15 protein-coding genes and 1 pseudogene are annotated in these 15,666 nt (G+C 76.5%); 9 read left to right on the top strand and 7 right to left on the bottom strand.

Translation table 11 applies throughout. The features are described from left to right. Positions 1–146: 146 nt before the first annotated feature. Positions 147–1,994 (top strand): annotated as a pseudogene (locus VEW93_01715) (NTP transferase domain-containing protein). Between the two features lie 177 nt (positions 1,995–2,171). Here the strand turns inward: VEW93_01715 and VEW93_01710 are convergent. Both VEW93_01710 and VEW93_01705 read right to left on the bottom strand, forming a co-directional pair. Continuing rightward, positions 2,172–2,831 (bottom strand): histidine phosphatase family protein, encoded by a 660-nt coding sequence (locus tag VEW93_01710; GenBank protein ID HYI60503.1) that lies wholly within the window; start codon positions 2,829–2,831, stop codon positions 2,172–2,174. 43 nt (positions 2,832–2,874) lie between these two features. Continuing rightward, complete coding sequence (locus tag VEW93_01705; protein HYI60502.1) at positions 2,875–3,381, bottom strand: hypothetical protein; 507 nt, start codon at positions 3,379–3,381, stop codon at positions 2,875–2,877. A 327-nt stretch (positions 3,382–3,708) separates the two neighbouring features. Between VEW93_01705 and VEW93_01700 the strand changes: the two genes are divergently transcribed. The 3 genes from VEW93_01700 (at position 3,709) to VEW93_01690 (ending at position 5,824) form a co-directional block, all read left to right on the top strand. Beyond that, positions 3,709–4,290 (top strand): RNA polymerase sigma factor, encoded by a 582-nt coding sequence (locus VEW93_01700; GenBank protein HYI60501.1) that lies wholly within the window; start codon positions 3,709–3,711, stop codon positions 4,288–4,290. A 47-nt stretch (positions 4,291–4,337) separates the two neighbouring features. Continuing rightward, positions 4,338–5,228, top strand: a complete 891-nt coding sequence (locus tag VEW93_01695) for a hypothetical protein (protein ID HYI60500.1) — start codon at positions 4,338–4,340, stop codon at positions 5,226–5,228. Between the two features lie 89 nt (positions 5,229–5,317). Further along, entirely contained in the window at positions 5,318–5,824 is a 507-nt protein-coding gene (locus tag VEW93_01690) for a hypothetical protein (protein HYI60499.1), read from the top strand. 55 nt (positions 5,825–5,879) lie between these two features. On the opposite strand, the gene VEW93_01685 is transcribed toward VEW93_01690, so the two are convergent. Next, positions 5,880–6,554: an acyltransferase gene (locus VEW93_01685; protein ID HYI60498.1), complete on the bottom strand. Its 675-nt coding sequence runs from the start codon at positions 6,552–6,554 to the stop codon at positions 5,880–5,882. 122 nt (positions 6,555–6,676) lie between these two features. On the opposite strand from VEW93_01685, the gene VEW93_01680 reads away from it, so the two are divergent. Continuing rightward, positions 6,677–8,626 carry an SEC-C domain-containing protein gene (locus VEW93_01680; protein ID HYI60497.1) on the top strand — a complete coding sequence of 650 codons (1,950 nt, stop codon included), beginning with the start codon at positions 6,677–6,679 and terminating at the stop codon, positions 8,624–8,626. Between the two features lie 71 nt (positions 8,627–8,697). On the opposite strand, the gene VEW93_01675 is transcribed toward VEW93_01680, so the two are convergent. From VEW93_01675 to VEW93_01665, 3 genes are all read right to left on the bottom strand, one after another. Continuing rightward, on the bottom strand, positions 8,698–9,078 hold the full coding sequence (locus tag VEW93_01675) for a PilZ domain-containing protein (protein HYI60496.1): 381 nt from the start codon (positions 9,076–9,078) through the stop codon (positions 8,698–8,700). A gap of 55 nt (positions 9,079–9,133) precedes the next feature. Next, complete coding sequence (locus VEW93_01670) at positions 9,134–10,360, bottom strand: hypothetical protein (GenBank protein HYI60495.1); 1,227 nt, start codon at positions 10,358–10,360, stop codon at positions 9,134–9,136. A 283-nt stretch (positions 10,361–10,643) separates the two neighbouring features. Further along, entirely contained in the window at positions 10,644–11,390 is a 747-nt protein-coding gene (locus VEW93_01665; protein HYI60494.1) for an SDR family oxidoreductase, read from the bottom strand. A gap of 127 nt (positions 11,391–11,517) precedes the next feature. On the opposite strand from VEW93_01665, the gene VEW93_01660 reads away from it, so the two are divergent. The 4 genes from VEW93_01660 (at position 11,518) to VEW93_01645 (ending at position 14,515) form a co-directional block, all read left to right on the top strand. Further along, a complete protein-coding gene (locus VEW93_01660) occupies positions 11,518–12,279 on the top strand; it encodes an enoyl-CoA hydratase family protein (protein ID HYI60493.1) in 762 nt (253 codons plus the stop codon). Further along, positions 12,276–13,166: a CoA-transferase gene (locus tag VEW93_01655; protein HYI60492.1), complete on the top strand. Its 891-nt coding sequence runs from the start codon at positions 12,276–12,278 to the stop codon at positions 13,164–13,166. Before VEW93_01660 ends, VEW93_01655 begins: the two co-directional genes overlap by 4 nt. Beyond that, positions 13,163–13,936 carry a CoA-transferase gene (locus VEW93_01650; protein ID HYI60491.1) on the top strand — a complete coding sequence of 258 codons (774 nt, stop codon included), beginning with the start codon at positions 13,163–13,165 and terminating at the stop codon, positions 13,934–13,936. The genes VEW93_01655 and VEW93_01650 overlap by 4 nt, the downstream gene beginning before the upstream one ends. 117 nt (positions 13,937–14,053) lie before the next feature. Next, positions 14,054–14,515, top strand: coding sequence for a GNAT family N-acetyltransferase (locus VEW93_01645; protein HYI60490.1), 462 nt, complete (start codon positions 14,054–14,056; stop codon positions 14,513–14,515). On the opposite strand, the gene VEW93_01640 is transcribed toward VEW93_01645, so the two are convergent. After that, positions 14,516–15,652 carry a lipase family protein gene (locus tag VEW93_01640; GenBank protein HYI60489.1) on the bottom strand — a complete coding sequence of 379 codons (1,137 nt, stop codon included), beginning with the start codon at positions 15,650–15,652 and terminating at the stop codon, positions 14,516–14,518. It lies immediately after the preceding gene. Positions 15,653–15,666: the final 14 nt, after the last annotated feature.

Here is a 15,666-nt window from a genome sequence, read left to right as displayed (position 1 = left end):
GGCCCGGCGGGCGGAGCCGTCCCGGGTGGACGTCCGGTGAACGGAACGTGACAACGGAGCTAGGCTCCGATCGCTTTTGGCCCTCGCAGGCGGCTCTTGCCTCCCTTCGGGTTGACCCGCCTCGTCCCGAAGGGAGTTCTCACCGAATGAAGGCGTTGGTGCTGGCTAGCGGTACGGGCTCGCGGCTCGGGGCCCGCCGGGGGCGGTCGAAGCCGCTGGTGGCCGTGGCCGGGGTGCCCCTCCTGGAGAGGGCCGTCACCGGCCTGCACCGGGCCGGGGCCACCGAGGTCGTCGTGGTCACCGGCCACCGGGCCGAGGAGGTCGAGCGGTTCTGCGCCGAGGTGAGCGCCCGGCGTGAGATCCCGGTCCGCTGCGTGCGCAACCCCCGCTTCACCGAGGGCAACGGCCTGTCGGTCCTGGCCGCCGAGGCGGCGCTGGGCGGCGAGGACTTCCTGCTGGCCATGGCCGACCACGTGCTCGACGACGGCTTGCTCGATGCGCTGGCCGCGGCCGAGGTACCCCCGGAGGGCGCGGTGCTGGCCGTCGACCACGACGTCGCCCGGCGCCCCGATGTCGACCTCGACGACGTCACCCGGGTCGCCACCGCCGAGGGCCGGGTCGTGCGCATCGCCAAGCACCTCGCGCCCTACGACGGGTTCGACACCGGCGCCTTCCTCTGCACCCCGGCCGTGTTCGGCGCCATCGCCGCCGCCGCCACCGACGGGGACACCTCGCTCTCGGGCGCCATGCAGCGCTTGGCCGACCAGGGCCTCCTCCGGACCTGCCCCGTGTCGGGCCTGCGGTGGGACGACGTGGACACCCGAGCCGACCACCGGCGGGCCGGCCGGCGTCTCCACCGGGGCGGGGGCAAGGCCCGGGACGGGCTGGTGGCCGCCCGGCTCAACCGCGCCCTGTCCCAGCGGGTGGTGACCCCGGCGCTGCTGTGGCTGGCGCCCGGCATCACCGCCAACCAGGTGACGCTGCTCTCGGTGGCCGTTGCCCTGGCCGCCGCCGTGGCCCTCGGCGGTGGCTGGCCCCTCCTGGGCGCCCTGCTGGTGCAGGCGGCCAGCGTGCTCGACGGCAGCGACGGCGAGGTGGCCCGGCTGCGCCGATCCGGGTCGCGCTACGGCGGGTTCCTGGACCCGGTCCTGGACCGGGTGGCCGACGGGGCCATCTTCTTGGGCGCGGCGGTGTTCCTGCAGGGTGCCCTCGACCCGGGCCGGGGCACCCAGGTCCTCGTCCTGGTCGTGGTGGGTGCCGCCCTGGTCGGCCACCTGATGGTGAGCTACACCTCGGCCAAGGCCGCCCTCGACCTGGGCCACGACTTCACCGGGGCCCTACTCGGCGCCGGGAAGGGTCGCGACGTGCGTCTGCTGGCCGTCACCGTGGCCGCCGCCGTTGCGAGCTGGTGGCCGCCGGCCCTGGCCGTGGCCATGGGCGTGCTGGCCGTGATGACGTGGGGGATCGTCGTCGAGCGGCTGCGGCGCTCGTGGCTGGTCGAGGCGGCGCCGTGGGCCGACGTCGACGCCGTCGTCCTCGACTTCGACGGCACCGTCGCCGACTCCATGGAGCATCTGGCCGACCTGGCCGTCGAGCTGCTGGGGCGGGAGATGGGGCTCGACCCGGCCGTGGCCCGCCGCCGGTACCTGGCCAGCAGCGGCCTCGACTTCCGCACCCAGATGGAGGAGATCGCCCCGGGCGACGGGCGGGCCGGTCTCGTCGTCCAGGCCTTCGAGCGGGCCAAGGTCGAGCTCATGGACCGGATCGCCACCTTCGCCGACCTCGAAGCGCTCCTGGCCGAGCTGGACCGGGTCGGCGTGCCGGTGGCGGTGTGCAGCAGCTCCACCGCCGTGGCCGTCCGCCACTGGCTCGACCAGCGGGGCCTGACGCCCCGCCTGGCCCACGTCGACGGCTTCCGGCCCGACCACCCCAAGGTGGTGCAGCTGGCGGCCACGGTGCGCCGCCTGGGGGTGCGGCCGGACCGGTGCCTCTTCGTCGGTGACTCGACCCGGGACGCCGCCATCGCCCGGGCCTGCGGCACCCGCTTCCGGGGGGTGCACCGGGCCCCCACGTCCACCTTCACCGGCTCCGGCATCCCCCACGAGGCCGACCTGGCCGCCATCGGGCGGACCGTGCGGCGGGTGCGGGCCACCGGGATCGTGGTCGAGCGCTCAGCCGACCCCGGGCCCGAGGTGGCAGGTGTCGTTGGCCCGGACGAGGCGACGCCGGCCTTCGCCGACGGCCAGCGTGGTGAGCGAGCAGTTGGCCACCTCGATGCTGCGGTAGGAGGTGGGGCCGGCCCCGACGGCCCAGGCCACCGCGGCCCGGACCACGGCGTCGTGGGTGAACGCGACGACCGGGCGGTGGGCTGAGGCGGCGTCGGCGGACAGCTCGTCGAGGAGGTCGCCGACCCGCCCGTAAAGGGCGTCCAGCGTCTCCCGCCCCTCGAGCTCCAGGGTGTGAGGGCTGCTCCGCCAGGTGGCCCAGGCCTCGGGGTGCTGCTCGGCCACCTCGCTCTCCAGCAGCCCCTCCCACGACCCCACCCGCAGCTCGCCCAGGCGCTCGTCCAACTCGACGTCGACCTCCAGCGCCGCCGCCGTCGGTCCCGCCGTCTGCACCGCCCGCCGCACCGGGCTGGAGAGCACGCGGGCCCGGCCTGCGCCGTGACCCGGCGGGCCGGCGTCGCCCAGCCCGGGGGCCAGCCGCGCCGCCACGGCCTCGGCCGCCGCCCGCTGGTCGTCCTCGATGGGCTCGTCGCGCCACCCCATCGTCCGGTGCACGCGGTTCCACGCCGTGCGCCCGTGCCGCACCAGGTGCACCGTCCGCTCCACGGCACCGACCGTAGCCAGGGCGGCCGCCGCCCGGCCGTGCCGACTACTCCTCGTCGGTCTCGTCGCAGCGGGCGTCGAAGGTCAGCTCCACGGTGCCGGTGCGGCGGGGGCGGTCGTCGGGGCCGACGAGAGCCGCGTCGCCGCTGGCCCGCAGGCGCGATCCCCTGATGCCGGCGGTGGCGATGCGGCCGGGTGGGTCCCCGTCCTCCCCCCGGCGCTGCCAGGCCTCGGGCCCGAAGGCCGCCACCGACGGCACGTCCCCGGTGCCGGCCACGCTGATGCCGGTGGAGGCGGGCACCCCGGTGGTGCCGTCCACCTCCACGCCGATCACCGCCTGCACGGTGCTGCCGTCGGCGTCGTGGCCGGCCACGTAGGCGGTCTGGCCGTCGAGGAGGCAACCGTCGACCTCGAAGGTGGTGACCTGGCCGTCGACGGCCAGGCGGGCGGTGCGGTCCTCGAACGACGGCTCACGCCCGCAGCCGGCCAGCGCCGCCACCAGCGCCGTTCCGACCAGGGCGGTCACCACCGGGGTGCGACGGCGCAGGTCCATCCCGGCAGGGTACGGCCGGTCCCCGGGCGTCCCTGCTGCCCCGGCCCGCTGAGGGGTCTCGGGCCGGGAGCGGGCCCCCGCTGTCGCCGCCTCCAACACCTTGGGAGGGTTGGCGAGGTCGGCCCGTGCCCGGGCCACCCTTGCCGAGAGTTGGGTGTCGGCTCGCGCCGATCCGGGCCGAGACCCACGTCGTGGCGGTAGGCCCGCTGTTCGTGCCCGACATGAGGTAGCGGCGAATCCCCTAGATCGCGCATGGTCGGCAATGCGCAAAGTGCTCTGATGCCTGCCACTTGGGATCAGGCGGTCACAGCACGTGGGGGTGAGTGGGTGCAGAGCGAAGGAGCCGATCCCTCGGCCGCGCCGTGCCCGACGGCGTCGACACCCACCTGGGCCGGCAACGCCTCCGAGTTGTATCGGGCCCACGTCCGTTCGGTGCACCGCTACCTCCGGGCCCGGGTCGGTTACGACCTCGGTGAGGAGCTGACGGCCCAGACCTTCGTCGAGGCGTGGGCCCAGCGCGACACCTACGACCCCGATCGGGGCACGGTGCAGGGCTGGCTCCACGGCATCGCCCTCAACGTGATGCGCCACCACTTCCGCCAGGAGCGACGCCGAGCCCGGGCGCATGTCGCCCTGGCCGCCCAGCGTCGCCTGGCCAGCCTGGCCGACGTGGTCGAGGAGGAGGTGTCCGAGGCCCTGGCCGCGGCCGAGCGGATGGCCCTGGTCGACGTGGCCCTGGGGCGGGCCGAGCGCATCGACCGGGAGGTGCTGCTCCTGGCCGCCCAGCCCGGCGCCACCTACCAGGGCATGGCCGACCACCTCGACGTCCCCATCGGCACCGTCCGGTCGCGGCTCAACCGGGCTCGCCGCCGGCTGGCCGCCGACATCGGGTCGGAGCCCCTCTCGTGATCGGCCTGACCCGAAGGTCCGGGCGACACCGCTGGGACGTGCCCCCGATGCTGGCCCCCGACGTCGAGGACCGCATCCTGGCCGAGGTCCGCCGGCGGGTGGCGATGGGCCCCGCCGGCCGGCCCGACCTCCCGGCCCTGCCCTGGCTGCGGCCCGCAACCATGGCCGCGGCCGTCCTGGCCTGCGCCCTGGTCGTCGCCAGCCTCCTGCTGCCCGGCGCCGGCTCCTCGGACCAGGTGATCGCCGGCCCTCCCGGCACGCCGCTCCGGCCCGTTCCCACCCTGGCCCAGCTGGCCGCGGTGGCCCGGCTCCAACCGACCGTCGCCCTCGACCCGGAGCACCCCTACCTCCACCTGGTGATGGACCAGATCCCCGACGAGGCCCAGCGAGAGGACGGGGTGCTGGCCTTCCGCCACGAGCAGTGGATCGCCGGCGACGGCTCGGGCCGGGCCCGGACCCTGCCCCTGCCCGGGGAGGACGGGAACGGCCAGGAGACCGACCACGTCGGCAGGCCCGGGTCCCTGACCGTCGCCGGCTTCGTCCCCGACGAGGTCGCGGCCCTGCCCGCCGACCCCGACGCCCTGCTGGCCGCCCTCCGGCACACCCTGGAGGTGCGGGGCGAGGGCACCCCTCGACCCGAGCACGTCGCCTTCCTGCTCGCCGTGCCCACCGTGGCCCCCGAGGTGCGGGTCGCCCTGGTCGCCATCATGGACGACCTGGGCTTCATCCCCGACGGCCGGCGCTCCGATGCTGCCGGCCGCAGGGGCGTGGCCTTCGTGGCCACCGTCGACGGGGACCGGGTGGAGGTCCTGCTCGACCCCCGCACCGCTCGACCCCTCGCCATCCGGGTCGACGGGCCCAGCACCGTCACCGAGGACCCGACGACGGTCCTGTACCGCCTGGCCGAGGTCAGCCCCCGGCCGACCGAAGCCGGCTGAACCCCATCGGCGAGCGCCGCGCCCCAACGCGCCGCGCCCCGCCCCACCTCCTCCCACCACCGACACACCGACACACACAAGGAGCCCCGATGGCCCACCCCCTCCTCACCCGTCCCGTGCTGGCCCGGATCGCCGCGGCCTGCACCCTCACGCCGGTCGCCGTGGTGGCCCAGAGCCCCAGTGCCGCCGTCGCCCAGGAGCCGGCCCTCGTCCTGAGCTGCACCACCTCGACCCTCTCCTACGAGGAGGTCGAGGCCGGGGTCACCTCCGACGTGGCCTGCGAGTGGGTCGAGCCCGGCGAGTGGGCCGGGAGCATGCTGCGGTCCACCACGGTGGCCACCCACTACGACGGCGGTGGCGGCGTCACTCCGGCCCTCACCGTCACCGGGAACTGCAACGAGAGCATCTCCTTCAGTGCCGGTGACCCGTGGAACAACGCCATCAGCTCCACCCGCCACCGGGCCTGCGGCGTCATCAAGCACTTCGACGAGGCCGGAATGGGCGGCGACAACCTGGTGACCACCGGCGGCTGGGGCATCGTCTGGGACCTGCCCGGCATGAGCAACCGGTCGTCCTCGGTGGGCTACGCCTCCTGACCCTCCGCCCGGGCCCGGTCCCCGTCGCGGTGGACCGGGCCCGGGCGGCCCGGGCTCAGGGCGCCGGCCGCAGCAGGTCCGGGTGGCCGGCCGGGCCACCCTCGCGCTCGTCCTCGGAGATCACCCGGAGGAGCCGGGCGGGCACGCCCCCCACGATGCAGCGGTCGGGGACCTCGCCCCGCACCACCGAGCCGGCGGCCACGATGGCCATGCGGCCGATGCGGGCCCCGGGCAGGATCACCGCCCCGTGGCCGATCCACGAGCCGTCGCCGATGGTGACCGGCTGGTGCTTGCCGAGCTGCCGGCCGATGGGGACGTCGAGGTCGGCGTAGCTGTGGTTCGAGTCGGTGACGAACACGTCCTGCCCGAACCAGACGTCGTGGCCGATCTCGATCGACTCGTGGGCCACGATGCCCGCCCGCAGGCCGATCACGCAGCGGTCCCCGATGACCAGGGCGCGGGGCGGCACCGTGCCCTGCTCCGGTGAGTAGCCCGTGGCCAGCGTCGACCAGGCCCCCACCAAGGTGTCCCGGCCCAGGTGGATCTGGCCCTCGCCGTAGAGGGTCGACCACGGGAAGGCGACGAGGCTGCCCGGCCCGAACGAGCCGAAGCGCCCGGCGGCCGCCGTGCCCGGGGCGATGGCGCCGGCCGAGCGGGCCCACCGGTACCCCCGGTGGAGGGCTGCGTTGACCATCCGGCGCCGCAGGAGGTGGAGGCGGCTCTCGGCCATCGGAGGAGCGTAGGGCGTGGTCGCCGCTGGCCCCCCACGCCGGGGCGGCACGTGTCGGCTCCGAGCCTGGTGAGAGCCGGCGGACCGGGTGGCCTCCGGGGGCCCACCGGTAGCGTCCCGCCGTGCCCCGCCCCACCGTCACCTTCGATGCCCTCCTCGCCGCGCTGGCCGAGGGTCCCTGCCAGCCCGACGAGCTGCTGGCCCGGCTGGAAGTCGACCTCGACGACGCCGCGGGGGTGGACGCGGTCGCCTCGCTGGTCGACGCCACCCGCCTGGTCGACCTGCCCGACGGGCGGATCGCCGATGGTCTCCGGCTGGTGGAGGGCGTCGTGGCCCGGCACCGGCTGGGCGAGGACGAGGTGGCGGCCCGGCGGGTCGACCTGACCGACGACCTGTTCGTCCCCCTGGCCGGGGCCCCGGACGCGGCCACGGTGCGGGTCGGCGGCGAGTCGTGCCCGGTGGCGAGCCACCTCGATCGGGCCCGGCCCGAGGCCCCGGCGGTGCCGTCGGTGGGCCTGCCGGCCGGGTGGGAGCCCGACCTGGCGGCCGGCGACCAGGTCGGCCTGGCGCTGGTGGCCGGCGAGCTGGAGCTCCGACGCCTGGCTGACGCCGAGGGCGACGGCGACCGGGGCGACGGCGAGGGCCCCGGCCCGGGCGACGGTGAGGGTGACCGGGGCGCCGAGGTGTTCGCCGCGGCGGTGACGTCGGTGGCGGTCGAGCAGGGCCACCACGTGGCCGGGGCCGAGGGCACCGGGGGCGACGGGTGGGTGGTCGACCTGGTCTCCACCCTCCTGGCCGTGACCGCCGACCACCCCGTTGCCGTGCGCGGCCTGCAGGTGCCGATGGGCGAGGCTCTGGACGCGGCCGGCCTCCGGTCGGCGGGCGGCCTCCTGGCCGGGGCCGGTGTCACCGACGAGGTCCTGGCCGTGGTCCGGGCCGGCCACCAGGTGATGGGCGGTGGACGGTTCGATCCGGGCGGTGGCCGGCTGGCCGAGGCGGTGGGCACGGCCTGGCTGCTGCTGATGGGGGCCGCCGGTGACGACCTGCCCGAGGGTGACCGCCACCGGGTCGTGGGCCGGCTCCTGGCCGACCCGGAGGTGTCCCAGGTCCTGGTCGACCACGCCCGCAGCGGCGACCAGGGTGACCTGGAGGTGCTGGCCGGCGGGGTCAGGCAGGCGCGGGCCGCGGTGCCCGAGGCGCTGGGGGCGGCGTGGCTGGAGGCCGAGCTGGCGCTGATGGCGGGCGACGCCGGCGCGGCGATGGCCGAGCTCGACACCGCCCTCCTGGACGCCGACCCCGACACCTGGTTCGGCCCCCTGGCCCTGCGCGGCCACCTGCGGGCCGTGGCCGGTGACCTGGAGGGCGCGGCGTCGGCCTTCCGGCGCCTGGGCGATCGGGAGGCGGCCGCCTACGTGGCCCGCTGGCGCCCCGTGGTGGAGGGCGTGGGGCGCAACGACCGGTGCCCGTGCGGCTCGGGGCGCAAGTACAAGCAGTGCTGCCTGGCCACCCCCCGGCCCGTCGCCCTGGAGGAGCGGGTCGAGCTGGTGTGGTGGAAGGCGCAGACCTGGTGCCTGCGGGCGGCCCGGCGGACCATGCCGTGGTTCTCGTCACCGGACCCGGTCGAGGACCCCCTGGCCTTCCTGGCCGTCGACGCCCACCTGGTGGAGGACGGGCGGCTGGTCGACGCGGTGGCCGAGATGGGCCCGCTGCTGCCGGCGGACGAGGCGACCCTGATGGACCGGTGGTCGTCCCACAGCCGGGCCCTGTGGCTGGTCGAGCGGTCGGGGGACGGCGGGGCCGTCCTGCGCGACCTGGAGGCCGACCAGACCGTCGAGGTGCGCCTCGGGCCCGACCTGACCCTCATCGAGGGGCAGGTCGTCCTGGCCCTGGTGGTGCCGTCGGGCCGGGGACCCGACCAGGTGGTGGGCTCGGTGGTGCGGGTCCCGGACGACGAGCGCCAGGCCTGCCTCGACCTCCTCCAGGGGGCGCCCGCGGGCCAGGAGCTGTTGGACTGGGTGGTGGCCATGGGCGCCGCCGTCGACCGCGCCGCGTCGCCCCCCGACCGGGCCTGATCGCCGCCGGCACCGGCCCGTCCCTGCTCAGTCGGGTTCCGGCTGGTTCGGCCGTTCGACCGTTCAGCCGCTCAGGAAGGGTCGGGGGGGCCCAGCGACGAGGTGCGCTGGGCCAGCTCCTGGTGGACGAGCTGGGGCAGGTTGGACGTCGGGTCGGCGAACTCCAGGCCGAAGGTGCTGAACCCGGACTGGCTGCTGGGGGTGATGCGCCGGACGATGACCGGCCCGGCCGCGCCCCGGATCTGCACGGTGGTGATGTCGCCCACGGCGAGGTCGTCGCAGTCCCGGGCCATGATCCGGGCCCCGCTGACCGACAGGTCGAGCAGGCCGGCCCGCTCGGGCGTGGCCCCACCGTCCTCGGTGGCCGGGGCGTCGTCCAGCCGCCAGCGCACCGCCACCGGCCCCAACACGTGCCGCTGCCCCAGCCGTCGCTCTCGTCGTGGCTCCTCCATCGCTCACCATCGGCCGACCTCCCCCCGCCCTTGAGGTGATGCCCGGACGGCCCCGTCAGGGGTGGGGGGTGTCAGGCGGGAGGCCGCCCAGGGCTCGGTCGAGGGGGGTGGCCCGGCGGGGGGAGGCCAGGTGGGGGGTGATGGTGGCCAGGGCGGCCAGGGCCTCGTCGCGCCCGCGGTCGTCCACGTCGGTGACCCGGGCCGCGTAGCGGATCCAGGCGTCGAGCACCGCGGGGGCGGCGGCCAGGGTGGCCTCGTCCACGCCGCCGGAGTGGGGGAGGGAGGCGATGCCGAACAGCTCCACCAACGTCGGGCTCACCCGCAGGGGACCGCCGATGGTGTCGTTGACGGCGTGGTCGATCCACAGCTCGGCGATCCACCCCGCCTCGGCCCGGTCCAGGTCGTCGAGGGCGCCGGCCTCGGGGGAGGCCAAGAAGGCCTGCACGTGGTCGTCCATCTCCTCCTCGGTGACCGTGGGCCGGGCCGGCACCCCACCCCCACTGGGGAGCAGGGCCAGGCGCCGCTCCACCAGGGCCCGCACCGAGTCCATCTCCGCCGCCCCCGGTGCCCCGGGCGAGTGGCCGGCCATGTCCAGGGCGTGGCGGATGCGGGCCCGGGCATCGGCCAGGGAGACCTCGGCCACCACCGTGCCCTCGTCGTCGCTGTGGCCGTCGGTCCACGGTGGGCCGGCGCCGGCGTCGGTGGCCACGCCCATCAGGTTGTGGTCCACGTGGACGCTCACGGAGTGGGGCGCGGTCGGTTGGTCGACGTCGACCACCACGGTCACGCCGTCCCCGTTGAGGGCCACGATCTCGCGGGCCCGCACCGGGACGGCCCGGCCGATGCCCTGATCGGTGTCCTCGTCGGCGGTGCCCCGCCGGGCCCGGACCTGGTCGCGGTGGACGGCGCGCAGGGGCTCGGCGTCGCGGTGGGCGAGGGCCACGGCCAGGGCGGCCAGGGCGGCCGGGGCGTCGACGTCCTCCGACGCCGCCAGCCCCCCGCCCAGCTCGGCGTAGAAGTCCCGGGGCATGGCCCCCTCGGCGTACACCGTCTCGGCCAGGCGGTCGGCCCACACCTCGATGCCCACCGCCCGCCCGGGCGCCTCGGGCGGTGCGGTGGCCCGCAGCATCGACAGGAGTGGCCCCAGCAGGCGCTCGGGCGCCGGCCCGGTGAAGGCCACCCCGTCGGCCGCCGGCGGGGCCGTGACCCGGCCCGAGCGCGACGGTCGGGCCGGCCCTCCCGGGCCCTTGGCCCGACGGTGACGACCCCCCCTGTCCCTCATGGGGTGGAGGCTATTGCCGCCTGCGCCCGCCGAGGCTGGATCACCCGTCCCGCGCTTGCATGGGGAACAGACGTTCGGTAGGGTCCCAAGCGGTCGAGAGGAGCCCCCGGACGCAGGCCGCGGCGGCCCGCCGGGAGGCTCCGCGGCCCTCGCGAGCCGGGAGCGCGCTGCTGTGGCGGCGGCGCGCTCCCGGGACGCCCCCACGCCCCGCTCGCCCCCGTGACGCTCCGACGAGCGGGGACCGAGCGCGGGCGGGACGGCCCGGTGGAGGTGCGGGTCGGGCTCAGTGGCCCAGGACGCGGTGGAGGGCGAGGGTCTCGCCGCCGCCGTGGACGGCCAGGTCGGCGCCGGTGACGTAGGCGGCCAGCGGCGAGGCCAGGAACACCACGGCGTCGCCCACCTCGGCCGGCGATGCGGCCCGGCCCATGGGCACGGTGGCCTCGGCCGCCGCCGCCCCCTCGGGCCCGCCGTAGTAGTGGTCGAAGGCGTCGGTGCGGACCATGCCCGCCGACACGCTGTTGACCCGCAGGTCCGGGGCCCACTCCATGGCCAGGGTGCGGGTCAGGTTCACCAGCCCGGCCTTGGCCGCCCCGTAGGCCGCGGTGCCGGGGGAGGGGCGCAGGCCCGACAGGCTGGCCACGTTGACGATCACGCCCCGGTCCATCACCCGGCGGGCGGCGTGGCCGACGTGGAGGGCGGCCAGCAGGTTGAGCTCCACCACCTTGGCGCTGAACCGGGGCGAGGCGTCGGCCGCGGCCACCGACGGCGAGCCCCCGGCGTTGTTGACGACGATGTCGAGGCGCCCGTGCCGGGCCACCACCGCGTCGAGCAGGGCCTCGACGGCGTCGGGGTCCCGGACGTCGGCGGCGTGGAACCCGACCCCGGGGGGGAGGTCGTCGGGCTCGGAGCGGCCGGCCACCGCCACCGTGGCCCCGGCCGCCACCAGGCGCTCGGTGATGCCCCGGCCCACGCCCCGACCGCCCCCGGTGACGAGGGCGACCTGGCCGGCGAGGTCGATGGTGAGGGCCACGGCAGATCCTCCAGGGAGAGGGGGCCTCGGCCGGCCCGGCGGACCCGGCGGACGGTATCGGCCCCGATCCGGGGCCGCCGCGGTACGGTGCCGGCCAGGATCTGACGACCCATCAGGAAGGTTGCGGATGCCCACCACCCACACGGTCGACGACGCCGGGATCGCCGAGGTCGTCATGGACAACCCGCCGGTCAACGCCCTCACCGTGGCCGGGTGGTTCGACCTGGCCGACCGCCTCACCGCCCTGGGCCGGGACCCCGAGGTGCGCTGCGTGGTCCTGCGGGCCGAGGGCCGGGGCTTCAACGCCGGGGTGGACATCAAGGAGATGCAGGCCACCGCCGGCCACGAGGCCCTCATCGGCGCCAACCGGGGCTGCTTCGCCGCCTTCGCCGCCGTCTACGAGTGCGCCGTGCCCGTCATCGCCGCCGTGCACGGCCACTGCCTGGGCGGGGGCATCGGCCTGGTCGGCAACGCGGATGTCATCGTGGCCAGCGACGACGCCACCTTCGGCCTCCCCGAGGTGGACCGGGGCGCCCTGGGCGCCGCCACCCACCTCAGCCGCCTCGTCCCCCACCACCGGGCCCGGGCCATGGTGTACACCGCGGCCACCGCCACCGCGGCGGAGCTGGCCGCCTTCGGCTCGGTCCTGTCGGTGGTGCCCCGGGACGAGCTGCGGGCCACGGCCCGGGAGGTGGCCGGCCTGATCGCGGCAAAGTCGCCCACGGTGGTGCGGGCGGCCAAGGAGTCGCTCAACGGCATCGACCTGTGGGACGTCCGCCGCTCCTACCGCTACGAGCAGGGCTTCACCTTCGAGCTCAACCTCTCGGGCGTGGCCGACGAGCACCGCGACGCCTTCGTCGAGCGTCGCGACACCGACACCACCCGATGAGCGGCCCGGCCCCGCCGTCGGTGGCGACCCCCACCGACAAGTCCATGACCGCGGACGAGGTGGTGGCCCGCCTGCGGAGCGGCAGCACCCTGGGCATCGGCGGGTGGGGCAGCCGCCGCAAGCCCATGGCCCTGGTCAAGGCCCTGCTCCGCAGCGACGTCACCGACCTCCACGTCGTCAGCTACGGCGGCCCGGAGATCGGCGTCCTGGCCGCCGCCGGTCGCCTCCGGCACCTCACCTTCGCCTTCGTCTCGCCCGACGTGCCCAACCCGCTGACCGGCGGCGACGGGCCCGGCCTCGACCCTCACTTCCGGGCCGCCCGGCAGGCCGGCCGGTTGCAGTGCACCGAGCTGGACGAGGGGATGATGCTGCTCGGCCTCCAGGCCGCGGCGTGGCGGCTGCCGTTCCTGCCCACCCGGGTGGGCCTGGGGTCGGACCTGTTCCGCCTCGATCCCTCGCTGCGCACCGTGCGCTCGCCCTACCCCGGGCCCGACGGCGGCCCGGGCGAGGAGCTGGTGGCCCAGCCGGCCATCGCCCTCGACGCGGCCTGGGTCCACCTCAACGTGGGCGACACCCGGGGCAACGCCGCCTTCACCGGCCCCGACCTCTACTTCGACGACCTGCTGCTGGAGGCGGCCGCCGAGGGCTACGTGAGCCTGGAGCGGACCGTGCCCACCGCCGAGCTGTCCGGCGCCGCCGGAGACATCACCCGCCTGCGGGTCAACCGCATGTTCGTGACCGGGGTGGTCGAGGCCCCCGGCGGCGCCCGGCCCACCGGCTGTGCCCCCGACTACGACAGGGACGAGGCCTGGCAGGCCCGGTGGTTCGCCACCGCCAAGGACGAGGCGGCCCGAGCCGCCCTGCTGGAGGGGTGGGCCGCGTCGTGAGCGACGGGACCGCCCGGCGGGCCGACCACTGCGTGGTGGCCGTGGCCGAGTGCTTCCGGGGCGACGGCGAGATCCTGGCCAACCCCATCGGGGTCGTCCCCATGATCGGCGGTCGCCTGGCCCGGGCCAGCTTCGCCCCCGACCTGATGATGACCGACGGCGAGGCCGCCCTGGTGGCCGACACCACCGTCTCGGCCCCGGCCGGCGGCTGGTCGGTCGAGGCCCACAACCCCTACCGCCGCATGTTCGACGTGGTGTGGAGCGGGCGGCGCCACGTGATGATGGGCGCCACCCAGGTCGACCGCCACGGCAACCAGAACATCGCCGCCCTGGGCACCGACCCCCACCGCCCCGACGTCCAGCTGCTCGGGGTGCGCGGTGCCCCCGGCAACACCGTCAACGACGTCACCAGCTACTGGATCGGTCGCCACGGGCCCCGGGTGTTCGTGGGCGCGGTCGACGTGGTGTGCGGCATCGGGTGGGACCGGGCCGCCGAGCTGGGGCCGGTGGCCGGGCGCTTCCACGAGGTCCGCCGGGTCGTCTCCGACCTGGGCACCTTCGACTTCGAGACGCCGGACCGCCGGATGCGCCTGCGCGAGGTGCACCCGGGGATCACCGTCGAGCAGGTGGTGGCGGCCACCGGCTTCCCCCTCGCCCTCCCCGACGACGTCCCCACCAGCCGGCCCCCGAGCGCTCACGAGCTGGCCCTCCTCGACCAGGTCATCGACCCCGGGGGCGCCCGGTTCCGGGAGGTCCCCGACCCGGCCTGAAGACCTGCCCCCACGCACAGCGTTCAAGTCACCACGCGGCGCTCAAGGCCGTCGGGCGCCGGCCGATGGGGCCCGGTGAAGCTCCGCTCCCGTGGCTCGTCCGCCTCGTCGGTCCCCGTGCCCGTCACCGTCCGGCGCCTCCGCCCCGGCGACGAGGCCGTCCTGGCCCACCTGGCCCGCCACAACGACCGGTTCGGCAGCATGGAGGACCGCACCGAGCTCGAGCCCCTGCTGCCCGGTGACGCCTCCACCTTCCTGGCCGACGACCGCACCGCCACCTTCGTGGCCTTCGCCGGCGAGGACCCCGTCGGCTTCCTGTACGCCTGCGAGCTCTACCGCCGCCACACCGTCCTCCGCCACCTGTGCATCTACGAGGTGGGCGTGTCGGACCGGCACCGCAACCAGGGGATCGGCCCCGCCCTCCTGGCCGCGGTGGGCGACCACGCCCGAACCCAGGGCATCGAGCGGGGCTTCGTCGTCACCCACACCTCGAACCAGGCCGCCATGGCCCTCCACGCCGCCGCCGGGGGCCAGCGCACCGCCACCGACGAGGCCGTCTTCGCCTTCACCTGGACCTGATCAGCCGGCCAGCCGGGCCCGCAGCCACTCGATGCTGCGCGGCGCCGTGTCGGCCTCCAGGCCGCCGTGGCCCCGACCGGGCAGCACCTGGCCCTCCACCCCGGCCCCGGCGCCCTCGGCCACCCAGGCCCCGACCACGGCGGGGTCGATGGTGTCGTCCCGATCGCCGTAGAGCACCAGGGCCGGCCCGGCCCCCGCCACCGGCGGCACCTCGCGGGCCAAGTCTTCGAGCCACCCCCGTTCGCCCTCGACCAGCACGGGGCCGTCGCGCTCGGTGGCGTCGCCCAGGGCGTCGGCCACGCACTCCCGCTCCAGGTCGTCCCGGCCCTCCCGGCCCGCTTCGGTGAGCAGGGGCTCGACGTCGAGGCCGCGGGTGGCCTGGCCCATGGCCACCGCCACGGCCAGCACCGGGCCCAGCCCCGGCGCCGCCACCAGCCGGGCCGGGTCGATCACCGGGGCCAGGGCCACCGTGGCCCGCCAGTCCAGCTCCGGGGCCTCGGTCGCAACCCGGGCCCGGGCCCACAGCACGGCGTGGCCGCCCTGCGAGTAGCCCCACCCCACGACCCGCGCTCCGAGCTGGTCGCCGGCGCTGCGGCGGGCGGCCCGCACCACGTCGATGACGCTGGCCGCCGTCGGCTCCCCGACCAGGTACGGGTGGGGACCCTCCGGCCCCAGGCCCGGGAAGTCGGCGGCGGCCACCGCGAAGCCGGCCTCCAGGAAGGCCACGGCCTGGGCCCGGTTGACCTCGCCCAGGCCCTCCCGGGACGGGGCGCAACCATCGGCCAGGCCCACCGTCGAGTGGCCCAGGGCCACGATGGGGTACCCCCCCGGCGGCGCCTCGGCCGACGGCCAGGCCACGAACCCGCTGGCCGCCACCGGCGCGTCGCCCACGCCGACCGTCCGGTACAGCACCCGGTAGGCCACGGCCCCGGTGCCGGCGTTGTCCATGGGCTCCTCGCGCAGGACCTGCCCCCGCTCGGCCGCCACCACCACGCCCCGGTCGGGCAGCTCGTAGAACCGGTCGAGGGCCGAGGGCCGGCCCCGGAACCAGGTCCCGGCCACCACGGCCACGGCCACGATGGCCAGCACCACCACCAGCCCGGTGACGAGGGTCGAGGACCGGCGGCGGTCGGGCACCGGCCCAGTGTCGC

It is taken from the genome of Acidimicrobiales bacterium, from assembly GCA_035630295.1.
In the GTDB taxonomy this organism is placed as follows: Bacteria; Actinomycetota; Acidimicrobiia; order Acidimicrobiales; family Iamiaceae; genus Iamia.
This window is presented reverse-complemented; position numbering and strand designations above follow the sequence as displayed.